This is a genomic window from Streptomyces sp. NPDC046197 (genome assembly GCF_040646295.1).
Taxonomy (GTDB): Bacteria; Actinomycetota; Actinomycetes; order Streptomycetales; family Streptomycetaceae; genus Streptomyces.
On sequence record NZ_JBEYZY010000002.1, the window covers coordinates 104,516 to 120,974 of the forward strand.

General features: G+C 68.8%; 14 protein-coding genes. All 14 read left to right on the forward strand.

Going from position 1 to position 16,459, the window contains the following annotated elements; all coding sequences use genetic code 11:
• Positions 1-332: 332 nt before the first annotated feature.
• Genes AB0A61_RS03180 through nuoN form a run of 14 tightly spaced genes read left to right on the forward strand, consistent with a single transcriptional unit; the run spans position 333 to position 16,418 of the window.
• Positions 333-692 (forward strand): NADH-quinone oxidoreductase subunit A, encoded by a 360-nt coding sequence (locus AB0A61_RS03180; RefSeq protein WP_007383963.1) that lies wholly within the window; start codon positions 333-335, stop codon positions 690-692.
• 15 nt (positions 693-707) lie between these two features.
• Entirely contained in the window at positions 708-1,262 is a 555-nt protein-coding gene (locus AB0A61_RS03185; protein ID WP_361285256.1) for an NADH-quinone oxidoreductase subunit B family protein, read from the forward strand.
• Positions 1,263-1,315: 53 nt separating this feature from the next.
• Positions 1,316-2,053 (forward strand): NADH-quinone oxidoreductase subunit C, encoded by a 738-nt coding sequence (locus AB0A61_RS03190; RefSeq protein ID WP_361286216.1) that lies wholly within the window; start codon positions 1,316-1,318, stop codon positions 2,051-2,053.
• Positions 2,050-3,381 carry an NADH-quinone oxidoreductase subunit D gene (locus AB0A61_RS03195; protein WP_361285259.1) on the forward strand — a complete coding sequence of 444 codons (1,332 nt, stop codon included), beginning with the start codon at positions 2,050-2,052 and terminating at the stop codon, positions 3,379-3,381. The genes AB0A61_RS03190 and AB0A61_RS03195 overlap by 4 nt, the downstream gene beginning before the upstream one ends.
• Positions 3,378-4,250, forward strand: a complete 873-nt coding sequence (nuoE, locus tag AB0A61_RS03200) for an NADH-quinone oxidoreductase subunit NuoE (protein WP_361285262.1) — start codon at positions 3,378-3,380, stop codon at positions 4,248-4,250. The genes AB0A61_RS03195 and nuoE overlap by 4 nt, the downstream gene beginning before the upstream one ends.
• Positions 4,247-5,596, forward strand: coding sequence for an NADH-quinone oxidoreductase subunit NuoF (nuoF, locus tag AB0A61_RS03205; protein WP_361285265.1), 1,350 nt, complete (start codon positions 4,247-4,249; stop codon positions 5,594-5,596). The genes nuoE and nuoF overlap by 4 nt, the downstream gene beginning before the upstream one ends.
• Entirely contained in the window at positions 5,593-8,097 is a 2,505-nt protein-coding gene (locus AB0A61_RS03210; protein WP_361285268.1) for an NADH-quinone oxidoreductase subunit G, read from the forward strand. The genes nuoF and AB0A61_RS03210 overlap by 4 nt, the downstream gene beginning before the upstream one ends.
• Positions 8,094-9,455 (forward strand): NADH-quinone oxidoreductase subunit NuoH, encoded by a 1,362-nt coding sequence (gene nuoH / locus AB0A61_RS03215; protein ID WP_361285271.1) that lies wholly within the window; start codon positions 8,094-8,096, stop codon positions 9,453-9,455. Before AB0A61_RS03210 ends, nuoH begins: the two co-directional genes overlap by 4 nt.
• The gene (nuoI, locus tag AB0A61_RS03220) at positions 9,448-10,098 is read left to right on the forward strand and encodes an NADH-quinone oxidoreductase subunit NuoI (protein ID WP_361285274.1); all 651 of its coding nucleotides are present in this window, start codon (positions 9,448-9,450) and stop codon (positions 10,096-10,098) included. Before nuoH ends, nuoI begins: the two co-directional genes overlap by 8 nt.
• Positions 10,095-10,937 (forward strand): NADH-quinone oxidoreductase subunit J, encoded by an 843-nt coding sequence (locus AB0A61_RS03225; protein ID WP_361285276.1) that lies wholly within the window; start codon positions 10,095-10,097, stop codon positions 10,935-10,937. The genes nuoI and AB0A61_RS03225 overlap by 4 nt, the downstream gene beginning before the upstream one ends.
• Positions 10,934-11,233: an NADH-quinone oxidoreductase subunit NuoK gene (gene nuoK, locus AB0A61_RS03230; protein WP_307133024.1), complete on the forward strand. Its 300-nt coding sequence runs from the start codon at positions 10,934-10,936 to the stop codon at positions 11,231-11,233. Before AB0A61_RS03225 ends, nuoK begins: the two co-directional genes overlap by 4 nt.
• 15 nt (positions 11,234-11,248) lie before the next feature.
• The gene (nuoL, locus tag AB0A61_RS03235; protein WP_361285279.1) at positions 11,249-13,195 is read left to right on the forward strand and encodes an NADH-quinone oxidoreductase subunit L; all 1,947 of its coding nucleotides are present in this window, start codon (positions 11,249-11,251) and stop codon (positions 13,193-13,195) included.
• Positions 13,196-13,200: 5 nt separating this feature from the next.
• On the forward strand, positions 13,201-14,772 hold the full coding sequence (locus tag AB0A61_RS03240; protein WP_361285282.1) for an NADH-quinone oxidoreductase subunit M: 1,572 nt from the start codon (positions 13,201-13,203) through the stop codon (positions 14,770-14,772).
• Entirely contained in the window at positions 14,769-16,418 is a 1,650-nt protein-coding gene (nuoN, locus tag AB0A61_RS03245; protein ID WP_361285285.1) for an NADH-quinone oxidoreductase subunit NuoN, read from the forward strand. The genes AB0A61_RS03240 and nuoN overlap by 4 nt, the downstream gene beginning before the upstream one ends.
• Positions 16,419-16,459 lie beyond the last annotated feature (41 nt).

Consider the following 16,459-nt stretch of genomic DNA (forward strand, 5'->3'; position numbering starts at 1 on the left):
CGGTGACGAGCGCAAATGTCACCGCTTGTGATCACTCAAGTGCTTCGCGTGTGAAGATCGCTGCTCATCCGACTTCATGATCGTTCGTCAGGTGGTGGAGATCACAAAGGTTGGGCAATACCCCGTGTCGCAGATCACAGACCGCCGGGCATAAGATGCGAGGCAGTTGGGCTTGTGACCTGCTTCACATGTTCTCGATCTTCGCCGGGACCGGCGAGGTTCATGGGGCAGAGGAGACGGATGTGAGCCCGGCGCATCTCCCCGGGTCTCGGCTCCGTTCGACCAGGGGGGACCCGCATGCAGTCAGTGCCGACTGAGAGGAGCGAGGAGCGGTGAACGCGTATGCGCCCATCCTCGTACTGGGAGCCCTCGGGGCAGGCTTTGCGATCTTCTCCGTGGTCATGGCCACGCTGATCGGACCGAAGCGGTACAACCGCGCAAAGCTCGAAGCCTACGAGTGCGGCATCGAGCCGACCCCCACGCCGGCCGGCGGCGGGCGCTTCCCGATCAAGTACTACCTGACGGCGATGCTCTTCATCGTCTTCGACATCGAGATCGTCTTCCTCTACCCCTGGGCGGTCACCTTCGACGCCCTGGGTGTTTTCGGGCTCGTGGAGATGCTGCTCTTCGTGCTCACCGTCTTCGTCGCATACGCGTACGTATGGCGGCGCGGCGGTCTGGAATGGGACTGAGGGGCCTTTAAGGACATGGGACTCGAAGAAAAGCTGCCGAGCGGCTTCCTGCTGACCACCGTCGAGCAGGCCGCGGGCTGGGTGCGCAAGGCGTCCGTCTTCCCGGCCACCTTCGGCCTCGCCTGCTGCGCGATCGAGATGATGACCACCGGCGCCGGCCGTTACGACCTGGCGCGCTTCGGCATGGAGGTCTTCCGCGGTTCGCCCCGGCAGGCGGACCTGATGATCGTGGCGGGCCGGGTCAGCCAGAAGATGGCGCCGGTCCTCAGGCAGGTCTACGACCAGATGCCCAACCCGAAGTGGGTGATCTCCATGGGCGTCTGCGCCTCCTCGGGCGGCATGTTCAACAACTACGCGATCGTCCAGGGCGTCGACCACATCGTCCCCGTCGACATCTATCTCCCCGGCTGCCCACCGCGGCCCGAGATGCTGATGGACGCCATCCTCAAGCTCCACCACAAGATCCAGACCGCCAAGCTCGGCGTGAACGCCGAGGAGGCGGCCCGTGAGGCGGAGGAGGCGGCGCTCAAGGCCCTGCCGACGATCGAGATGAAGGGGCTGCTGCGGTGAGCGACGCGAACGGAAACGGCGCCAAGGGCGCGAGCGGGGCCGGCGCGGGCGGCGTGAACGGCCCGGCGAACGGCGTGAACCCCGAAAAGGACCTCGCCGCCGACAACCTGCCCGGCCGGCGCGGCCAGGGCGGCGAGGAGATCCGCGTCCAGCGCGGCATGTTCGGCGCCAACAACGGCGGCGACACCTCCGGCTACGGCGGCCTGGTCCGCTCGGTCCGACTCCCGGGACCGGCGAGCCGTCCCTACGGCGGCTGGTTCGACGAGGTCGCCGACGAGCTGGAGGGCGCGCTGGAGGAGCAGGGCCTCCTCCCCGGGAACGCCATCGAGAAGACGGTCGTCGACCGCGGCGAGCTCACCTTCCACATCGAGCGCGAGCACCTGGTCCGCGTCGCCCGCACCCTGCGCGACGACCCCGCCCTGCGCTTCGAGCTGTGCACCGGCGTCAGCGGCGTCCACTACCTGCACGACAAGGGCCGCGAGCTGCACGCCGTCTACCACCTGCGCTCGATCACCCACAACCGGCTGATCCGCCTCGAAGTCAGCGCCCCCGACAGCGACCCGCACGTCCCGTCACTGTCCTCCGTCTACCCGACGAACGACTGGCACGAGCGCGAGACCTACGACTTCTTCGGGATCGTCTTCGACGGTCACCCGGCCCTGACCCGGATCATGATGCCCGACGACTGGCAGGGCCACCCGCAGCGCAAGGACTACCCCCTCGGCGGCATCCCCGTCGAGTACAAGGGCGCCCAGATCCCGGCTCCGGACCAGCGGAGGTCGTACTCGTGAGCACGCAGTCAGCATCAGCCGCGTCGGCGCGCGAGACCACCGAGGGCACCGTATATACGGTCACCGGTGGGGACTGGGACGAGGTCGTCCAGTCCGCGGCCCGCGCCGACGACGAACGCATCGTCGTCAACATGGGTCCCCAGCACCCCTCCACCCACGGCGTGCTCCGCCTGATCCTGGAGATCGAGGGCGAGACCGTCACCGAGGCCCGGTGCGGCATCGGGTATCTGCACACCGGCATCGAGAAGAACCTCGAGTTCCGCACGTGGACGCAGGGCACCACCTTCGTCACGCGCATGGACTACCTGACGTCCTTCTTCAACGAGACGGCCTACTGTCTCGCCGTCGAGAAGCTGCTCGGCATCGAGGACCAGATCACCGACCGGGCGACGATCATCCGGGTGCTCCTGATGGAGCTGAACCGGCTGTCCTCGCACCTGGTGTGCATCGCCACCGGCGGCATGGAACTCGGCGCCACCACGATCATGATCTACGGATTCCGTGATCGTGAAATGATTCTCGATCTCTACGAGCTCATCACCGGCCTCAGGATGAACCACGCGTACATCCGCCCCGGCGGACTCGCCCAGGACCTGCCGCCCGGCGCGGTGGACCAGATCCGCGAGTTCGTGAAGAAGATGAAGAAGAACCTCCCGGAGTACGACAAGCTCGCCACCGGGAACCCCATCTTCAAGGCCCGCATGCAGGACATCGGCTACCTCGACCTGGCCGGCTGCATGGCCCTCGGCGCGACCGGCCCCATCCTGCGCGCCAGCGGGCTGCCCCACGACCTGCGCAAGGCGCAGCCGTACTGCGGATACGAGACCTACGACTTCGAGATCCCGACCGCCGACACCTGCGACGCCTACGGCCGCTTCCTCATCCGCCTCGAGGAGATGCGCCAGTCGCTCGGGATCGTCGAACAGTGCCTGGACCGGCTGCAGCCCGGACCGGTCATGGTCGCCGACAAGAAGATCGCCTGGCCCGCCCAGCTCGCCCTGGGACCGGACGGCCTCGGCAACTCCCTCGACCACATCAAGAAGATCATGGGTACCTCCATGGAGGCCCTGATCCACCACTTCAAGCTGGTCACCGAGGGCTTCCGCGTCCCGCCGGGACAGGCGTACGCGGCCGTCGAGTCGCCCAAGGGCGAACTAGGGGTGCACGCCGTGTCCGACGGCGGCACCCGCCCCTACCGGGTCCACTTCCGGGATCCGTCCTTCACCAACCTGCAGGCCATGGCGGCGATGTGCGAGGGCGGCCAGGTCGCCGACGTCATCGTCGCCGTCGCGTCCATCGACCCCGTGATGGGAGGCGTCGACCGGTGACCACCTCTTCTCCGCAGCGGGGCGTCAGCCTGGGCATGCCCGAACTGCCCGCGCCCGCCTACCCGGACGACGTCCGAACCCGGCTGGAGCGGGACGCGCGCGAGATCGTCTCCCGCTACCCGGACTCCCGGTCCGCCCTCCTGCCGTTGCTGCACCTGGTGCAGGCGGAGGAGGGACACGTGACGCGCACCGGGATGCAGTTCTGCGCGGACATGCTCGGCCTGACCACGGCAGAGGTCACCGCGGTCGCCACCTTCTACACCATGTACCGGCGCAAGCCCGGCGGCGACTACCAGGTGGGCGTCTGCACCAACACCCTGTGCGCGGTCATGGGCGGCGACGCCATCTTCGAGGCCCTCCAGGAGCACCTCGGCGTCGGCAACGGCGAGACCACCGACGACGGCAAGGTCACCCTGGAGCACATCGAGTGCAACGCGGCCTGCGACTACGCGCCGGTCGTGATGGTCAACTGGGAGTTCTTCGACAACCAGACCCCCGCGAGCATCAGGCGCCTCGTCGACGACCTCCGCGCGGGACGGCCGGTCACGCCCACGCGTGGCGCGCCCCTGTGCACCTTCAAGGAGACCGCCCGGATCCTGGCGGGCTTCCCCGACGAGCGGGAGGGGGCGACCGAGGCCGGCGGCAGCGCCGGACCCGCCTCGCTGGTGGGCCTCCGCCTGGCCAGGGGAGAGGACGCACCCGCGCGCGTGGTCCACCCGCGGGAGGGCGGTCCGCACGACGAACGCCACCAAGGGGCCGTGCACGAGCCGTCGCCGACGGAGCACCTCAGCTCGCACGACGCGCCGCAGGAGACATCGGCCTCCGACCCGTCCCATCCGGCGGGACCCGTGGGAGAGGAGGGGGAGTGATGACAGTGGCAGCCGAACTCAACGAGTCGAGCCCCGAGAAGCTGCTCGCACCCGTGCTGTCGGCCTTCTGGGACGAGGACAGGTCCTGGACGCTGGACGTGTACCGAAGGCACGAGGGGTACGAGGGGCTCCGCAGGGCGCTCGCCATGTCACCGGACGACGTGATCGCGTACGTCAAGGACTCCGGTCTGCGCGGCCGCGGCGGCGCGGGATTCCCGACGGGAATGAAGTGGCAGTTCATTCCCCAGGGTGATGGAAAACCGCACTATCTAGTTGTCAACGCCGACGAGTCGGAACCGGGAACCTGCAAGGACATCCCGCTCCTCTTCGCGAACCCGCACAGCCTCATCGAGGGCATCGTCATCGCGTGTTACGCCATCAGGTCGTCGCATGCCTTCATCTATCTGCGTGGTGAAGTCGTCCCCGTGCTGCGGCGGTTGCACTCGGCCGTGCGCGAGGCCTACGCGGCGGGCTACCTCGGCAAGAACGCCCTGGGCAGTGGACTCGACCTCGAACTCACCGTGCACGCGGGCGCGGGCGCGTACATCTGCGGTGAGGAGACCGCACTGCTCGACTCGCTCGAAGGCCGCCGTGGTCAACCGCGGCTCCGTCCCCCCTTCCCTGCTGTCGCGGGCCTCTACGCGTGCCCGACTGTTGTGAACAACGTCGAGTCGATCGCCTCAGTTCCCGCCATCCTGAAAAACGGCAAGGAATGGTTCAGGTCGATGGGCAGCGAGAAGTCCCCGGGCTTCACGCTCTACTCGCTCAGCGGCCACGTCGCAAGCCCCGGCCAGTACGAGGCCCCGCTCGGCATCACGCTGCGTCAGCTCCTCGACATGAGCGGCGGGATGCGGCCCGGCCACCGGCTGAAGTTCTGGACCCCGGGCGGCTCCTCCACACCGATGTTCACCGACGAGCACCTCGACGTCCCCCTCGACTACGAAGGGGTCGGCGCCGCCGGTTCGATGCTCGGGACCAAGGCCCTGCAGTGCTTCGACGAGACGACGTGCGTGGTGCGGGCCGTGACCCGGTGGACCGAGTTCTACGCACACGAGTCCTGCGGCAAGTGCACGCCCTGCCGTGAAGGGACGTACTGGCTGGTGCAGTTGCTGCGGGACCTGGAGGCCGGCAAGGGCAGCATGTCGGACCTCGACAAGCTCGCCGACATCGCCGACAACATCAACGGCAAGTCCTTCTGCGCCCTCGGTGACGGCGCCGCCTCGCCGATCTTCTCCTCGCTGAAGTACTTCCGCGAGGAGTACGAGCAGCACGTCACGGGCCGGGGCTGCCCCTTCGACCCGGCCAAGTCCACGGCTTGGGCCGACCGCACGGAGGTGAACGCATGACCGTGACCACCAGCGCTCCCTCCGGAGGGGGAGAGGCGGCGGTCCCGCCGGAAGACCTCGTCACGCTGACGATCGACGGCATCGAGATCAGCGTGCCCAAGGGCACCCTGGTCATCCGGGCCGCCGAGCAGCTGGGCATCGAGATCCCCCGGTTCTGCGACCACCCCCTGCTCGACCCGGCCGGCGCCTGCCGCCAGTGCATCGTCGAGGTCGAGGGCCAGCGCAAGCCCATGGCGTCCTGCACGATCACGTGTACGGACGGGATGGTCGTGAAGACCCATCTCACCTCGCCGGCCGCCGAAAAGGCCCAGCACGGGGTGATGGAGCTGCTGCTCATCAACCACCCGTTGGACTGCCCGGTCTGCGACAAGGGCGGCGAGTGCCCGTTGCAGAACCAGGCCATGTCGCACGGCAACGCCGAGTCCCGCTTCGAGGGCCGCAAGCGGACGTACGAGAAGCCCGTCCCGATCTCCACCCAGGTGCTGCTGGACCGCGAGCGGTGCGTGCTGTGCGCCCGCTGCACCCGGTTCTCCAACCAGATCGCGGGCGACCCGATGATCGAGCTCCTGGAACGGGGCGCCCTCCAGCAGGTCGGCACCGGCGAGGGCGACCCCTTCGAGTCGTACTTCTCCGGCAACACCATCCAGATCTGCCCGGTCGGCGCGCTGACCTCGGCGGCGTACCGCTTCCGCTCCCGTCCCTTCGACCTGATCTCCTCGCCCTCGGTGTGCGAGCACTGCTCGGGCGGCTGCGCCACCCGCACCGACCACCGGCGCGGCAAGGTCATGCGGCGGCTCGCCGCCAACGACCCCGAGGTCAACGAGGAGTGGATCTGCGACAAGGGCCGCTTCGCCTTCCGGTACGCGCAGCTGAAGGACCGCATCCAGACGCCCCTGGTGCGCAACGCCGAGGGCGAGCTCGTACCGGCCTCCTGGCCCGAGGCGCTGCAGATCGCCGCGCAGGGCCTGCTGGCGTCGCGCGGCCGGACCGGTGTCCTCACCGGCGGCCGGCTCACCATCGAGGACGCCTACGCCTACAGCAAGTTCGCGCGGGTGGCCCTGGACACCAACGACATCGACTTCCGCGCGCGCGTGCACAGCGGTGAGGAGGCCGACTTCCTGGCCGCCCGGGTCGCCGGACGCGGACGCGACATCGACGGTACGGGCGTCACGTACACCTCGCTGGAGAACGCGCCCGCCGTCCTGCTCGTCGGGTTCGAGTCCGAGGAGGAGGCGCCCGGCGTCTTCCTGCGGCTGCGCAAGGCCTGGCGCAAGCACGGACAGCAGGTGTTCGCGCTGGCCACGTACGCCACCCGGGGCCTGGAGAAGGCGGGCGGCACGCTGCTGCCGGCCGCGCCCGGCACCGAGACCGAATGGCTGGACGCCCTCGCCGGTGGTGTCGGCCTGGAGGAGAACGGCACCCGGGCCGCCGAGGCGCTGCGCGCCGAGGGCGCGGTGATCGTCGTCGGGGAGCGGCTGGCCGCAGTGGCGGGTGGTCTCACCGCCGCGGTACGCGCCGCCTCGGCGACGGGCGCCCGGCTGGCGTGGATTCCGCGCCGGGCCGGGGAGCGCGGCGCCGTCGAGGCGGGCGCGCTGCCCTCGCTGCTGCCGGGCGGGCGCCCGGCGACCGACCCGCGCGCACGGGAGGAGGTCGCCGCCGTGTGGGGCGTCGCCCAGCTCCCGCACCGGTACGGCCGCGACACGGAGCAGATCGTCGAGGCCGCCGTGCAGGGCGAGCTTCAGGCGCTGGTCGTGGCCGGCGTCGAGATCGCCGACCTGCCCGATCCGGCACGCGCGCGTGCGGCACTTGCCGAGGTCGGCTTCCTGGTGTCGCTGGAGCTGCGGCCCGGTGAGGTCACCGAACACGCGGACGTCGTCCTGCCGGTGGCGGCCGTCGCCGAGAAGGCCGGCACCTTCCTCAACTGGGAGGGCCGGGCCCGTTTCTTCGAGGCCGCGCTCAAGCCCGAGCAGATGACCCGCCGACTGGCGCCGACCGATCTGCGCACGCTGCAGATGCTGGCCGACGCCATGGACGTGCACCTGGGGCTGCCCGACCTGCGGACCGCGCACGCGGAACTGGACCGGCTCGGCGCCTGGACCGGGCCGCGCGCCACCGAGCCGCTGGAGAGCGCGGCGGTGCTGCCGCGCCCCGCCGCCGGAGAGGCCGTGCTCGCCGGGCACCGGCTGCTGCTCGACCACGGCGTCCTCCAGGAGGGCGACGAGGCCCTCGCCGGGACCCGGCACGCCGCACGCGCGCGCGTGTCGGCCGCCACGGCCGCCGAAGCGGGCGTCAAGGACGGCGACGTCCTCTGTGTGACCGGCCCGGTCGGGGCGGTCGAACTCCCCCTGGAGATCACCGAGATGCCCGACCGGGTGGTCTGGCTCCCGCTGAACTCCGCAGGCAGGGGCGTCGCCTCCGACACCGGGGCGCTGCCCGGCTCCCTTGTCCGCATCGGCCCGGCGACGCCCGTCGGTGAGGCCCCCAAGGAGGTGGAGGCATGAGCCAGTACCTCGCCGCTGAAAACCTCTCGATGTTCGGCACCGACCCCTGGTGGCTGGTCCTCATCAAGGCGGTGTTCTGCTTCGCCTTCCTGATGGTGACCGTGCTCTTCTCCATCGTCTGGGAGCGCAAGGTCGTCGCCTGGATGCAGCTGCGCATCGGTCCCAACCGGCACGGTCCCTGGGGCATGCTGCAGTCGCTCGCCGACGGCGTGAAGCTGATGCTCAAGGAGGACCTCGTCGTCAGGCGCGCGGACAAGGTCGTCTACGTCCTCGCGCCGATCGTCGCCGCCATCCCGGCCTTCATGGCGATCGCGGTGATCCCCTTCGGACCCGCGAACGACGAGATCTCGATCTTCGGCCACCGCACCGCGATGCAGCTGACCGACCTGCCGATCGCGATGCTCTACATCCTCGCGGTCGCCTCGGTCGGCATCTACGGCATCGTGCTCGCCGGCTGGAGCTCCGGGTCGACCTATCCGCTGCTCGGCGGTCTGCGCTCCTGCGCGCAGATGATCTCCTACGAGATCGCCATGGGCGCCGCGTTCGCCTCGGTCTTCCTCTACTCGGGGTCGATGTCGACGTCGACGATCGTCCAGCAGCAGCAGGACCGCTGGTACATCCTGCTGCTGCCGGTCTCCTTCATCCTCTACATCGTCACGATGGTCGGTGAGACCAACCGCGCGCCGTTCGACATGCCGGAGTCCGAGGGCGATCTGGTCGGCGGCTTCAACACCGAGTACTCGTCGATCAAGTTCGCGATGTTCATGCTCGCCGAGTACGTGAACATGGTGACGGTCTCGGCCGTGTCGACCACGCTCTTCCTGGGCGGCTGGCGGGCCCCGTGGCCGATCAGCACCTTCTGGGCGGGCGCGAACCACGGCTGGTGGCCGCTGCTCTGGTTCGTGATCAAGGTTCAGCTGCTGCTGTTCTTCTTCATCTGGCTGCGCGGCACGCTCCCGCGGGTCCGCTACGACCAGCTGATGAAGCTCGGCTGGAAGGTCCTCATCCCGGTCTCCGTGACCTGGCTGATGCTCGTTGCGACCGTACGGGCCCTCAGGAACGAGAACTACGACTTCGCCGACATCGCCCTCTACGTGGGCGGCGGAATCCTCGCCCTGCTGCTTCTGTCCTTCATCGCCGACATGTTCCGCGAGAAGGCGAAGAGGGTGGAGCGGCCCGCCGAGAAGCCGGCCGTCTTCGACCCGATGGCCGGTGGATTCCCCGTACCGCCGTTGCCGGGGCAGGCGCTGCCGCCGGTGCCCCGGCGCCGCCCGCGGCACGAGCGGTTGATTGTCAGTGGTGGGTCGGATACTGCCAGTGACGGATCTCTGGATGGAAAGGAGGCGTCCGATGGCTGAGGAGCCCAAGGAGACCGGGCAGTCGAAGCCCGGCTTCCAGAACCCCGTGGCCGGCTTCGGCGTGACCTTCAAGGCCATGTTCAAGAAGCGGCTGACCGAGCAGTACCCGGAACAGAGGAAGACCACGGCTCCGCGCTTCCACGGACGGCACCAGCTCAACCGCCATCCGGACGGCCTGGAGAAGTGCGTCGGCTGCGAGTTGTGCGCCTGGGCCTGCCCCGCCGACGCCATCTACGTGGAGGGCGCCGACAACACCGACGAGGAGCGCTACTCGCCGGGCGAGCGGTACGGCCGCGTCTACCAGATCAACTACGCCCGCTGCATCCTGTGCGGCCTGTGCATCGAGGCGTGCCCCACGCGCGCGCTGACGATGACCAACGAGTTCGAGCTGGCCGATTCCAGTCGCGCCAACCTCATCTACACCAAGGAGCAGCTGCTGGCCGGCCTCGACGAGGGCATGGTCGACACCCCCCACGCGATCTACCCCGGGATGGACGAGCAGGACTACTACCGGGGCCTGGTCACCGAGGCCGCGCCCGGCACGGTCCCCCAGGTGGCCCTGTCCAAGGGCGAGGTCCCGCAGGAGGCGTCCTCCACCTTCGGCGAGGACGAACCGGCATCGGAGAAGGTGATCGGCCGATGACCGCGCAGCTCGCCGCCTACTCCACCTCCACCGGAGAAGCCTTCCAGTTCTGGGTCCTCGGCACCGTGGCCGTCCTCGGCGCCCTGGGCACCGTCCTCATGAAGAAGGCCGTGCACAGTGCGCTCTCTCTCGCCGGCACCATGATCGTCCTGGCGGTGTTCTACCTCGCCAACGGCGCCTACTTCCTGGGCATCGTGCAGATCGTCGTCTACACCGGCGCGATCATGATGCTGTTCCTGTTCGTGGTGATGCTTGTCGGCGTCACGGCCGCGGACTCCCTGAAAGAGACCATCAAGGGCCAGCGCTGGCTGGCTCTCCTGTGTGGGGTCGGCTTCGGGATCCTGCTGTTCGCCGGCATCGCCAACGCCTCCCTCAAGGAGTTCGACGGCACCGGCAAGGCGAACGCCAACGGCAACGTGGAGGGCCTGGCGTCCCTCATCTTCACCAAGTACGTCTTCGCCTTCGAAATCACCGGCGCCCTGCTGATCACGGCCGCCGTGGGCGCCATGGTGCTCACCCACCGCGAGCGCACCGAGCGCGCCAGGACCCAGCGCGAGCTGGCCGAGCAGCGGGTGCGTGAGGGGAAGCACGTACCGCCGCTGCCGGCGCCCGGCGTCTACGCCCGGCACAACGCCGTCGACATCGCGGGCCTGCTGCCCGACGGCACCCCGTCCGATCTCACGGTCAGCAAGACGCTGCGAGAGCGCGGCCAGATCCGTGATGTGTCGGCCGAGGCGCTCAACGACCTCAAGGCCCTGGAGCAGCGCGCGGAGGAGCGGCTGGAGCGCACCGCGATCGAGCCGACGACCTTCAAGCGGTCCGAGGAGGCGTCCAAGTGAACCCCGTCAACTACCTCTACCTCGCCGCCCTGTTGTTCACGATCGGCGCCACCGGGGTGCTGGTCCGGCGCAACGCCATCGTGGTCTTCATGTGCATCGAGCTGATGCTGAACGCCTGCAACCTCGCGTTCGTCACCTTCTCCCGGATGCACGGCAACCTCGACGGCCAGATCATCGCCTTCTTCACGATGGTCGTCGCCGCAGCGGAGGTCGTGGTCGGACTCGCGATCATCGTGTCGCTGTTCCGTTCCCGCCACTCGGCCTCGGTCGACGACGCCAGCCTGATGAAGCTGTAAGGGGTCGGAAGAATCGTGGACAACCTGATTGCGCTGCTGATCGCGGCGCCCCTGCTCGGAGCGGCCGTCCTCCTGGTCGGTGGCCGGCGCCTGGACGCCGTCGGCCACTGGCTCGGCACCCTGATGTCGGCCGTCTCCTTCGTGATCGGCCTGGTCCTCTTCGCCGACCTGCTCGGCAAGGACGCCGAACACCGGACCCTGATCCAGCACCTGTACACGTGGCTCTCGGTCGGGAACTTCCAGGCGGACGTCACCTTCCGCCTCGACCAGCTGTCGATGACGTTCGTACTGCTGATCACCGGCGTCGGCTCCCTGATCCACCTGTACTCGGTCGGGTACATGGAGCACGACGAGCGGCGCCGCCGCTTCTTCGGCTACCTCAACCTGTTCCTCGCGGCGATGCTGCTGCTCGTCCTCGCCGACAACTACCTGCTGCTCTACGTCGGCTGGGAGGGCGTGGGCCTCGCGTCCTACCTGCTGATCGGCTTCTGGCAGCACAAGCCCAGCGCGGCCACCGCCGCGAAAAAGGCCTTCCTGGTCAACCGCGTCGGCGACATGGGCCTGTCGATCGCGATCATGCTGATGTTCACGACCTTCGGGTCCTTCACCTTCGGACCCGTCTTCAGCCACGTCGGCGACACCTCCCAGGGCAGGCTCACCGCCATCGGCCTGCTGCTGCTGCTCGCCGCCTGCGGCAAGTCCGCCCAGGTGCCGCTGCAGTCCTGGCTCGGGGACGCCATGGAGGGCCCGACCCCGGTCTCGGCCCTCATCCACGCGGCGACGATGGTGACCGCGGGCGTGTACCTGATCGTCCGCTCCGCGGCGATCTTCAACGCGGCGCCCGACGCGCAACTCGTGGTCACCGTGGTCGGCGGAGTCACGCTGCTGTTCGGTGCGATCGTCGGTTGCGCGAAGGACGACATCAAGAAGGCGCTGGCGGGCTCGACGATGTCGCAGATCGGCTACATGGTGCTGGCCGCGGGTCTCGGCCCCATCGGCTACGTCTTCGCGATCATGCACCTGGTGACGCACGGCTTCTTCAAGGCCGGGCTGTTCCTCGGCGCCGGTTCGGTCATGCACGGCATGAACGACGAGGTCGACATGCGCCGTTACGGCGGCCTGCGCAAGTACATGCCGATCACGTTCATCACCTTCGGCCTCGGCTATCTCGCCATCATCGGCTTCCCCGGCCTGTCCGGCTTCTTCTCCAAGGACAAGATCATCGAGGCGGCCTTCGCCAAGGGCGGCACCGAGGGCTGGATCCTCGGCGGTGTGGCCCTGCTGGGCGCGGCCATCACCGCGTTCTACATGACGCGCGTGATGCTGATGACCTTCTTCGGCGAGGAGCGCTGGCGGCACCGGCCGACCCCGTCCCCGGCCGAACCCAGTGTGGAACCGGCCGCCGAGGAGCGCGGTGAGCACACGGAACCGCACCCGCACGAGTCGCCCAAGGTCATGACGATCCCGATGATCGCGCTGGCGGTCGGATCCGTCTTCTGCGGCGCGTTCTTCAGCATCGGCGACCGCTTCCTGCACTGGCTGGAGCCGGTCACCGGGCACAGCGAGGGCCACTCGCCGGTCAGCGCCCTGACGGTCACCGGCGCGACCATGGTCTGCCTGGTCGTCGGCGTCGCCATCGCCTGGGCGCAGTACGGCCGCAAGCCGGTCCCGGCCGTGGCCCCCCGCGGGTCGCTGCTCACCCGGGCCGCCCGGCGCGACCTGCTGCAGGACGACTTCAACCACGTGGTCCTGGTCCGCGGTGGCGAGCACCTCACGCGCTCCCTGGTCTACGTCGACCACACCCTGGTGGACGGCGTCGTCAACGGCACGGCTGCCTCGGTCGGCGGTCTGTCCGGGCGGATGCGCCGACTGCAGAACGGCTTCGCGCGCTCCTACGCGGTCTCGATGTTCGGCGGTGCGGCACTCCTCGTCGCCGCGACCCTGCTGATGAGGGCGGTCTGATACCGATGTCCTTTCCTCTGCTGACAGCGACGGCGGCGCTCCCGGCCGTCGGGGCGGTCGCCACGGCCGCCGTGCCGGCCGCGCGGCGCACCACCGCCAAGTGGCTCGCGCTGGTCGTCTCCCTCGGCACACTCGCGCTGGCCGTCACGATCCTGGTCCGCTTCGACCCGAACGGCGCCCGCTACCAGCTCACCGAGTCCCACGCCTGGATCAAGGACTTCGGGGTCAGGTACGAGGTGGGCGTGGACGGCATCGCGGTGGCGCTGATCGCGCTGACCGCCCTGCTGATCCCGTTCGTCATTCTCGCCGGCTGGCACGACGCGGATCCGCTGGAGACCGGAAGCCGCCGCTGGCGGCCGACGCAGGGCTTCTTCGCGCTGATCCTCGCCGTCCAGGCGATGGTGGTCATCTCCTTCGAGGCCACCGACGTCTTCCTCTTCTACATCTTCTTCGAAGCCATGCTCATCCCGATGTACTTCCTCATCGGCGGCTTCGGGGACCGTGCCCACGAGCACGGGGAGGAGGCGGCGTCGACGCAGCGGTCGTACGCGGCGGTGAAGTTCCTGCTCTACAACCTGGTCGGCGGCCTGATCATGCTGGCCGCGGTGATCGGTCTGTACGTGGTAGCCGGGAACTTCTCGCTCACGGAGATCGCACAGGCCCGCGCCAACGGCTCCCTGCACATGGCGACCAGCACCGAACGCTGGCTGTTCCTCGGCTTCTTCTTCGCCTTCGCGGTGAAGGCGCCGCTGTGGCCGCTGCACACCTGGCTGCCCAACGCCATGGGGGAAGCCACCGCGCCGGTCGCCGTCCTCATCACGGCGGTCGTCGACAAGGTGGGCACCTTCGCGATGCTCCGCTTCTGCCTCCAGCTGTTCCCGCAGGCCAGCAAGTGGGCGACGCCGGTCATCCTCGTGCTGGCGCTCATCAGCATCATCTACGGGGCGCTGCTCGCGGTGGGTCAGCGGGACATCAAACGCCTGGTGGCCTACGCGTCGATCTCGCACTTCGGGTTCATCATCATGGGCATCTTCGCGATGACCAGCCAGGGCCAGTCCGGGGCCACGCTCTACATGGTCAACCACGGGATCTCCACGGCCGCGCTGATGCTGGTGGCCGGCTTCCTGATCTCCCGGCGCGGCTCCCGGCTCATCGCCGACTACGGCGGGGTGCAGAAGGTCGCTCCGGTGCTCGCCGGCACCTTCCTGATCGGCGGCCTCGCGACCCTGTCACTGCCGGGCCTCGCGCCCTTCGTGAGTGAGTTCCTGGTTCTCGTCGGCACGTTCACGCGCTATCCGGCGATCGGTATCGCCGCCACGTTCGGCATCGTGCTCGCCGCGCTCTACACCCTTGTCCTCTACCAGAGGACGATGACGGGCCCGGTGAGGCCGGAGGTGTCCGCGATGCCGGACCTGCGTGTGCGGGAGGTGCTGGTCGTGGCCCCGCTGATCGTGCTGCTGATCTTCCTGGGCGTCTACCCGAAGCCCGTCACGGACATCGTCAACCCGGCGGTCAAGCAGACCATGTCGGACGTACACAAGACCGACCCCAAGCCCGAGGTGGAGGCGGCCAAGTGAGCGCAGTAGCCGTCCACAGCCTGTGGACAACCGCGGCCGATTCGATTCCGAAGATCGGCGCTCCGAAGATCGAATACGGGCAGTTGTCGCCCACCCTGATCGTCATCGGCGCGGCGATCGTCGGGGTACTGGTGGAGGCGTTCGTCCCGCGCAAGTCCCGTTACTACGCGCAGGTGTTCGTGTCCGCCGTCGCACTCGCCGCGGCCTTCGCCGCGGTGATCGCACTCGCGGCGGACGGATACGGCACCACCAAGGCGCACATCGCCGCCATGGGCGCGATCGCGGTCGACGGGCCGTCGCTGTTCCTGCAGGGCACGATCCTGCTGGCGGGCCTGGTCGGCCTGTTCACCTTCGCCGAGCGGCGCCTGGACCCGGAGGCGCACGGCAACCGGGTCGACTCCTTCGCCGCACAGGCCGCGTCCGTGCCGGGCAGCGACAGCGAGAAGGCGGCGGTGAAGGCCGGTTTCACCACGACCGAGGTCTTCCCGCTGCTCCTCTTCGCCGTCGCGGGCATGCTGGTGTTCCCCTCGGCCAACGACCTGCTGACGCTGTTCGTGGCCCTGGAGGTCTTCTCCCTGCCGCTGTACCTGCTGTGCGCCCTGGCCCGTCGCAAGCGGCTCATGTCGCAGGAGGCCGCGGTCAAGTACTTCCTGCTCGGCGCGTTCGCCTCCGCGTTCACCCTGTTCGGCATCGCGATGCTGTACGGCTACGCGGGCTCGGTGTCGTACGCGACGATCGCGCAGGTCGTCGACGGGAACGTCCCCAACGTCGACCCCGCGCTGGCCAACACCATGGGCAACGACGCGCTGCTGCTGATCGGCGCCGCGATGGTGGTGATGGGGCTGCTGTTCAAGGTCGCCGCGGTGCCCTTCCACATGTGGACGCCGGACGTCTACCAGGGAGCGCCGACCCCGGTCACCGGGTTCATGGCGGCCGCGACCAAGGTGGCGGCGTTCGGTGCGCTGCTGCGGCTGCTGTACGTGGTGCTGCCGGGGATGCGCTGGGACTGGCGGCCGGTCATGTGGGCCGTCGCGATCCTCACCATGCTGGGCGGCGCGATCGTCGCGATCACTCAGACCGACATCAAGCGCCTGCTGGCGTACTCGTCGATCGCGCACGCGGGCTTCATCCTCGCGGGTGTCATCGCGACCTCGAAGAACGGCGTCTCGTCCGTCCTCTTCTATCTGGCCGCGTACTCCTTCGTCACGATCGGCGCGTTCGCCGTGGTGACGTTGGTGCGCGACGCGGGAGGCGAGGCGACCCACCTGTCCAAGTGGGCAGGGCTCGGCCGCCGTTCACCGCTGGTGGCGGCCGTGTTCGCGGTGTTCCTGTTGGCCTTCGCCGGTATCCCGCTGACCTCCGGCTTCGCCGGTAAGTTCGCCGTGTTCAAGGCGGCTGCGGAAGGCGGCGCCGTCCCGCTGGTCGTCATCGGTGTGATCTCCTCCGCGATCGCTGCGTTCTTCTACATCCGCGTGATCGTGCTGATGTTCTTCAGCGAGCCGCGGCCGGAGGGTCCGACGGTGGCCGTGCCGTCGCTGCTGACGACGACCGCGATCGGGTTCGGCGTGGTTGTGACGCTGGTCCTCGGTGTGGCCCCGCAGTACTTCCTGAACCTGGCGAGCCAGGCGAGCGTGTTCGTGCGCTGAGGCGCACCACTCACCTCACCCACGACCGCCCGGCACCTCCG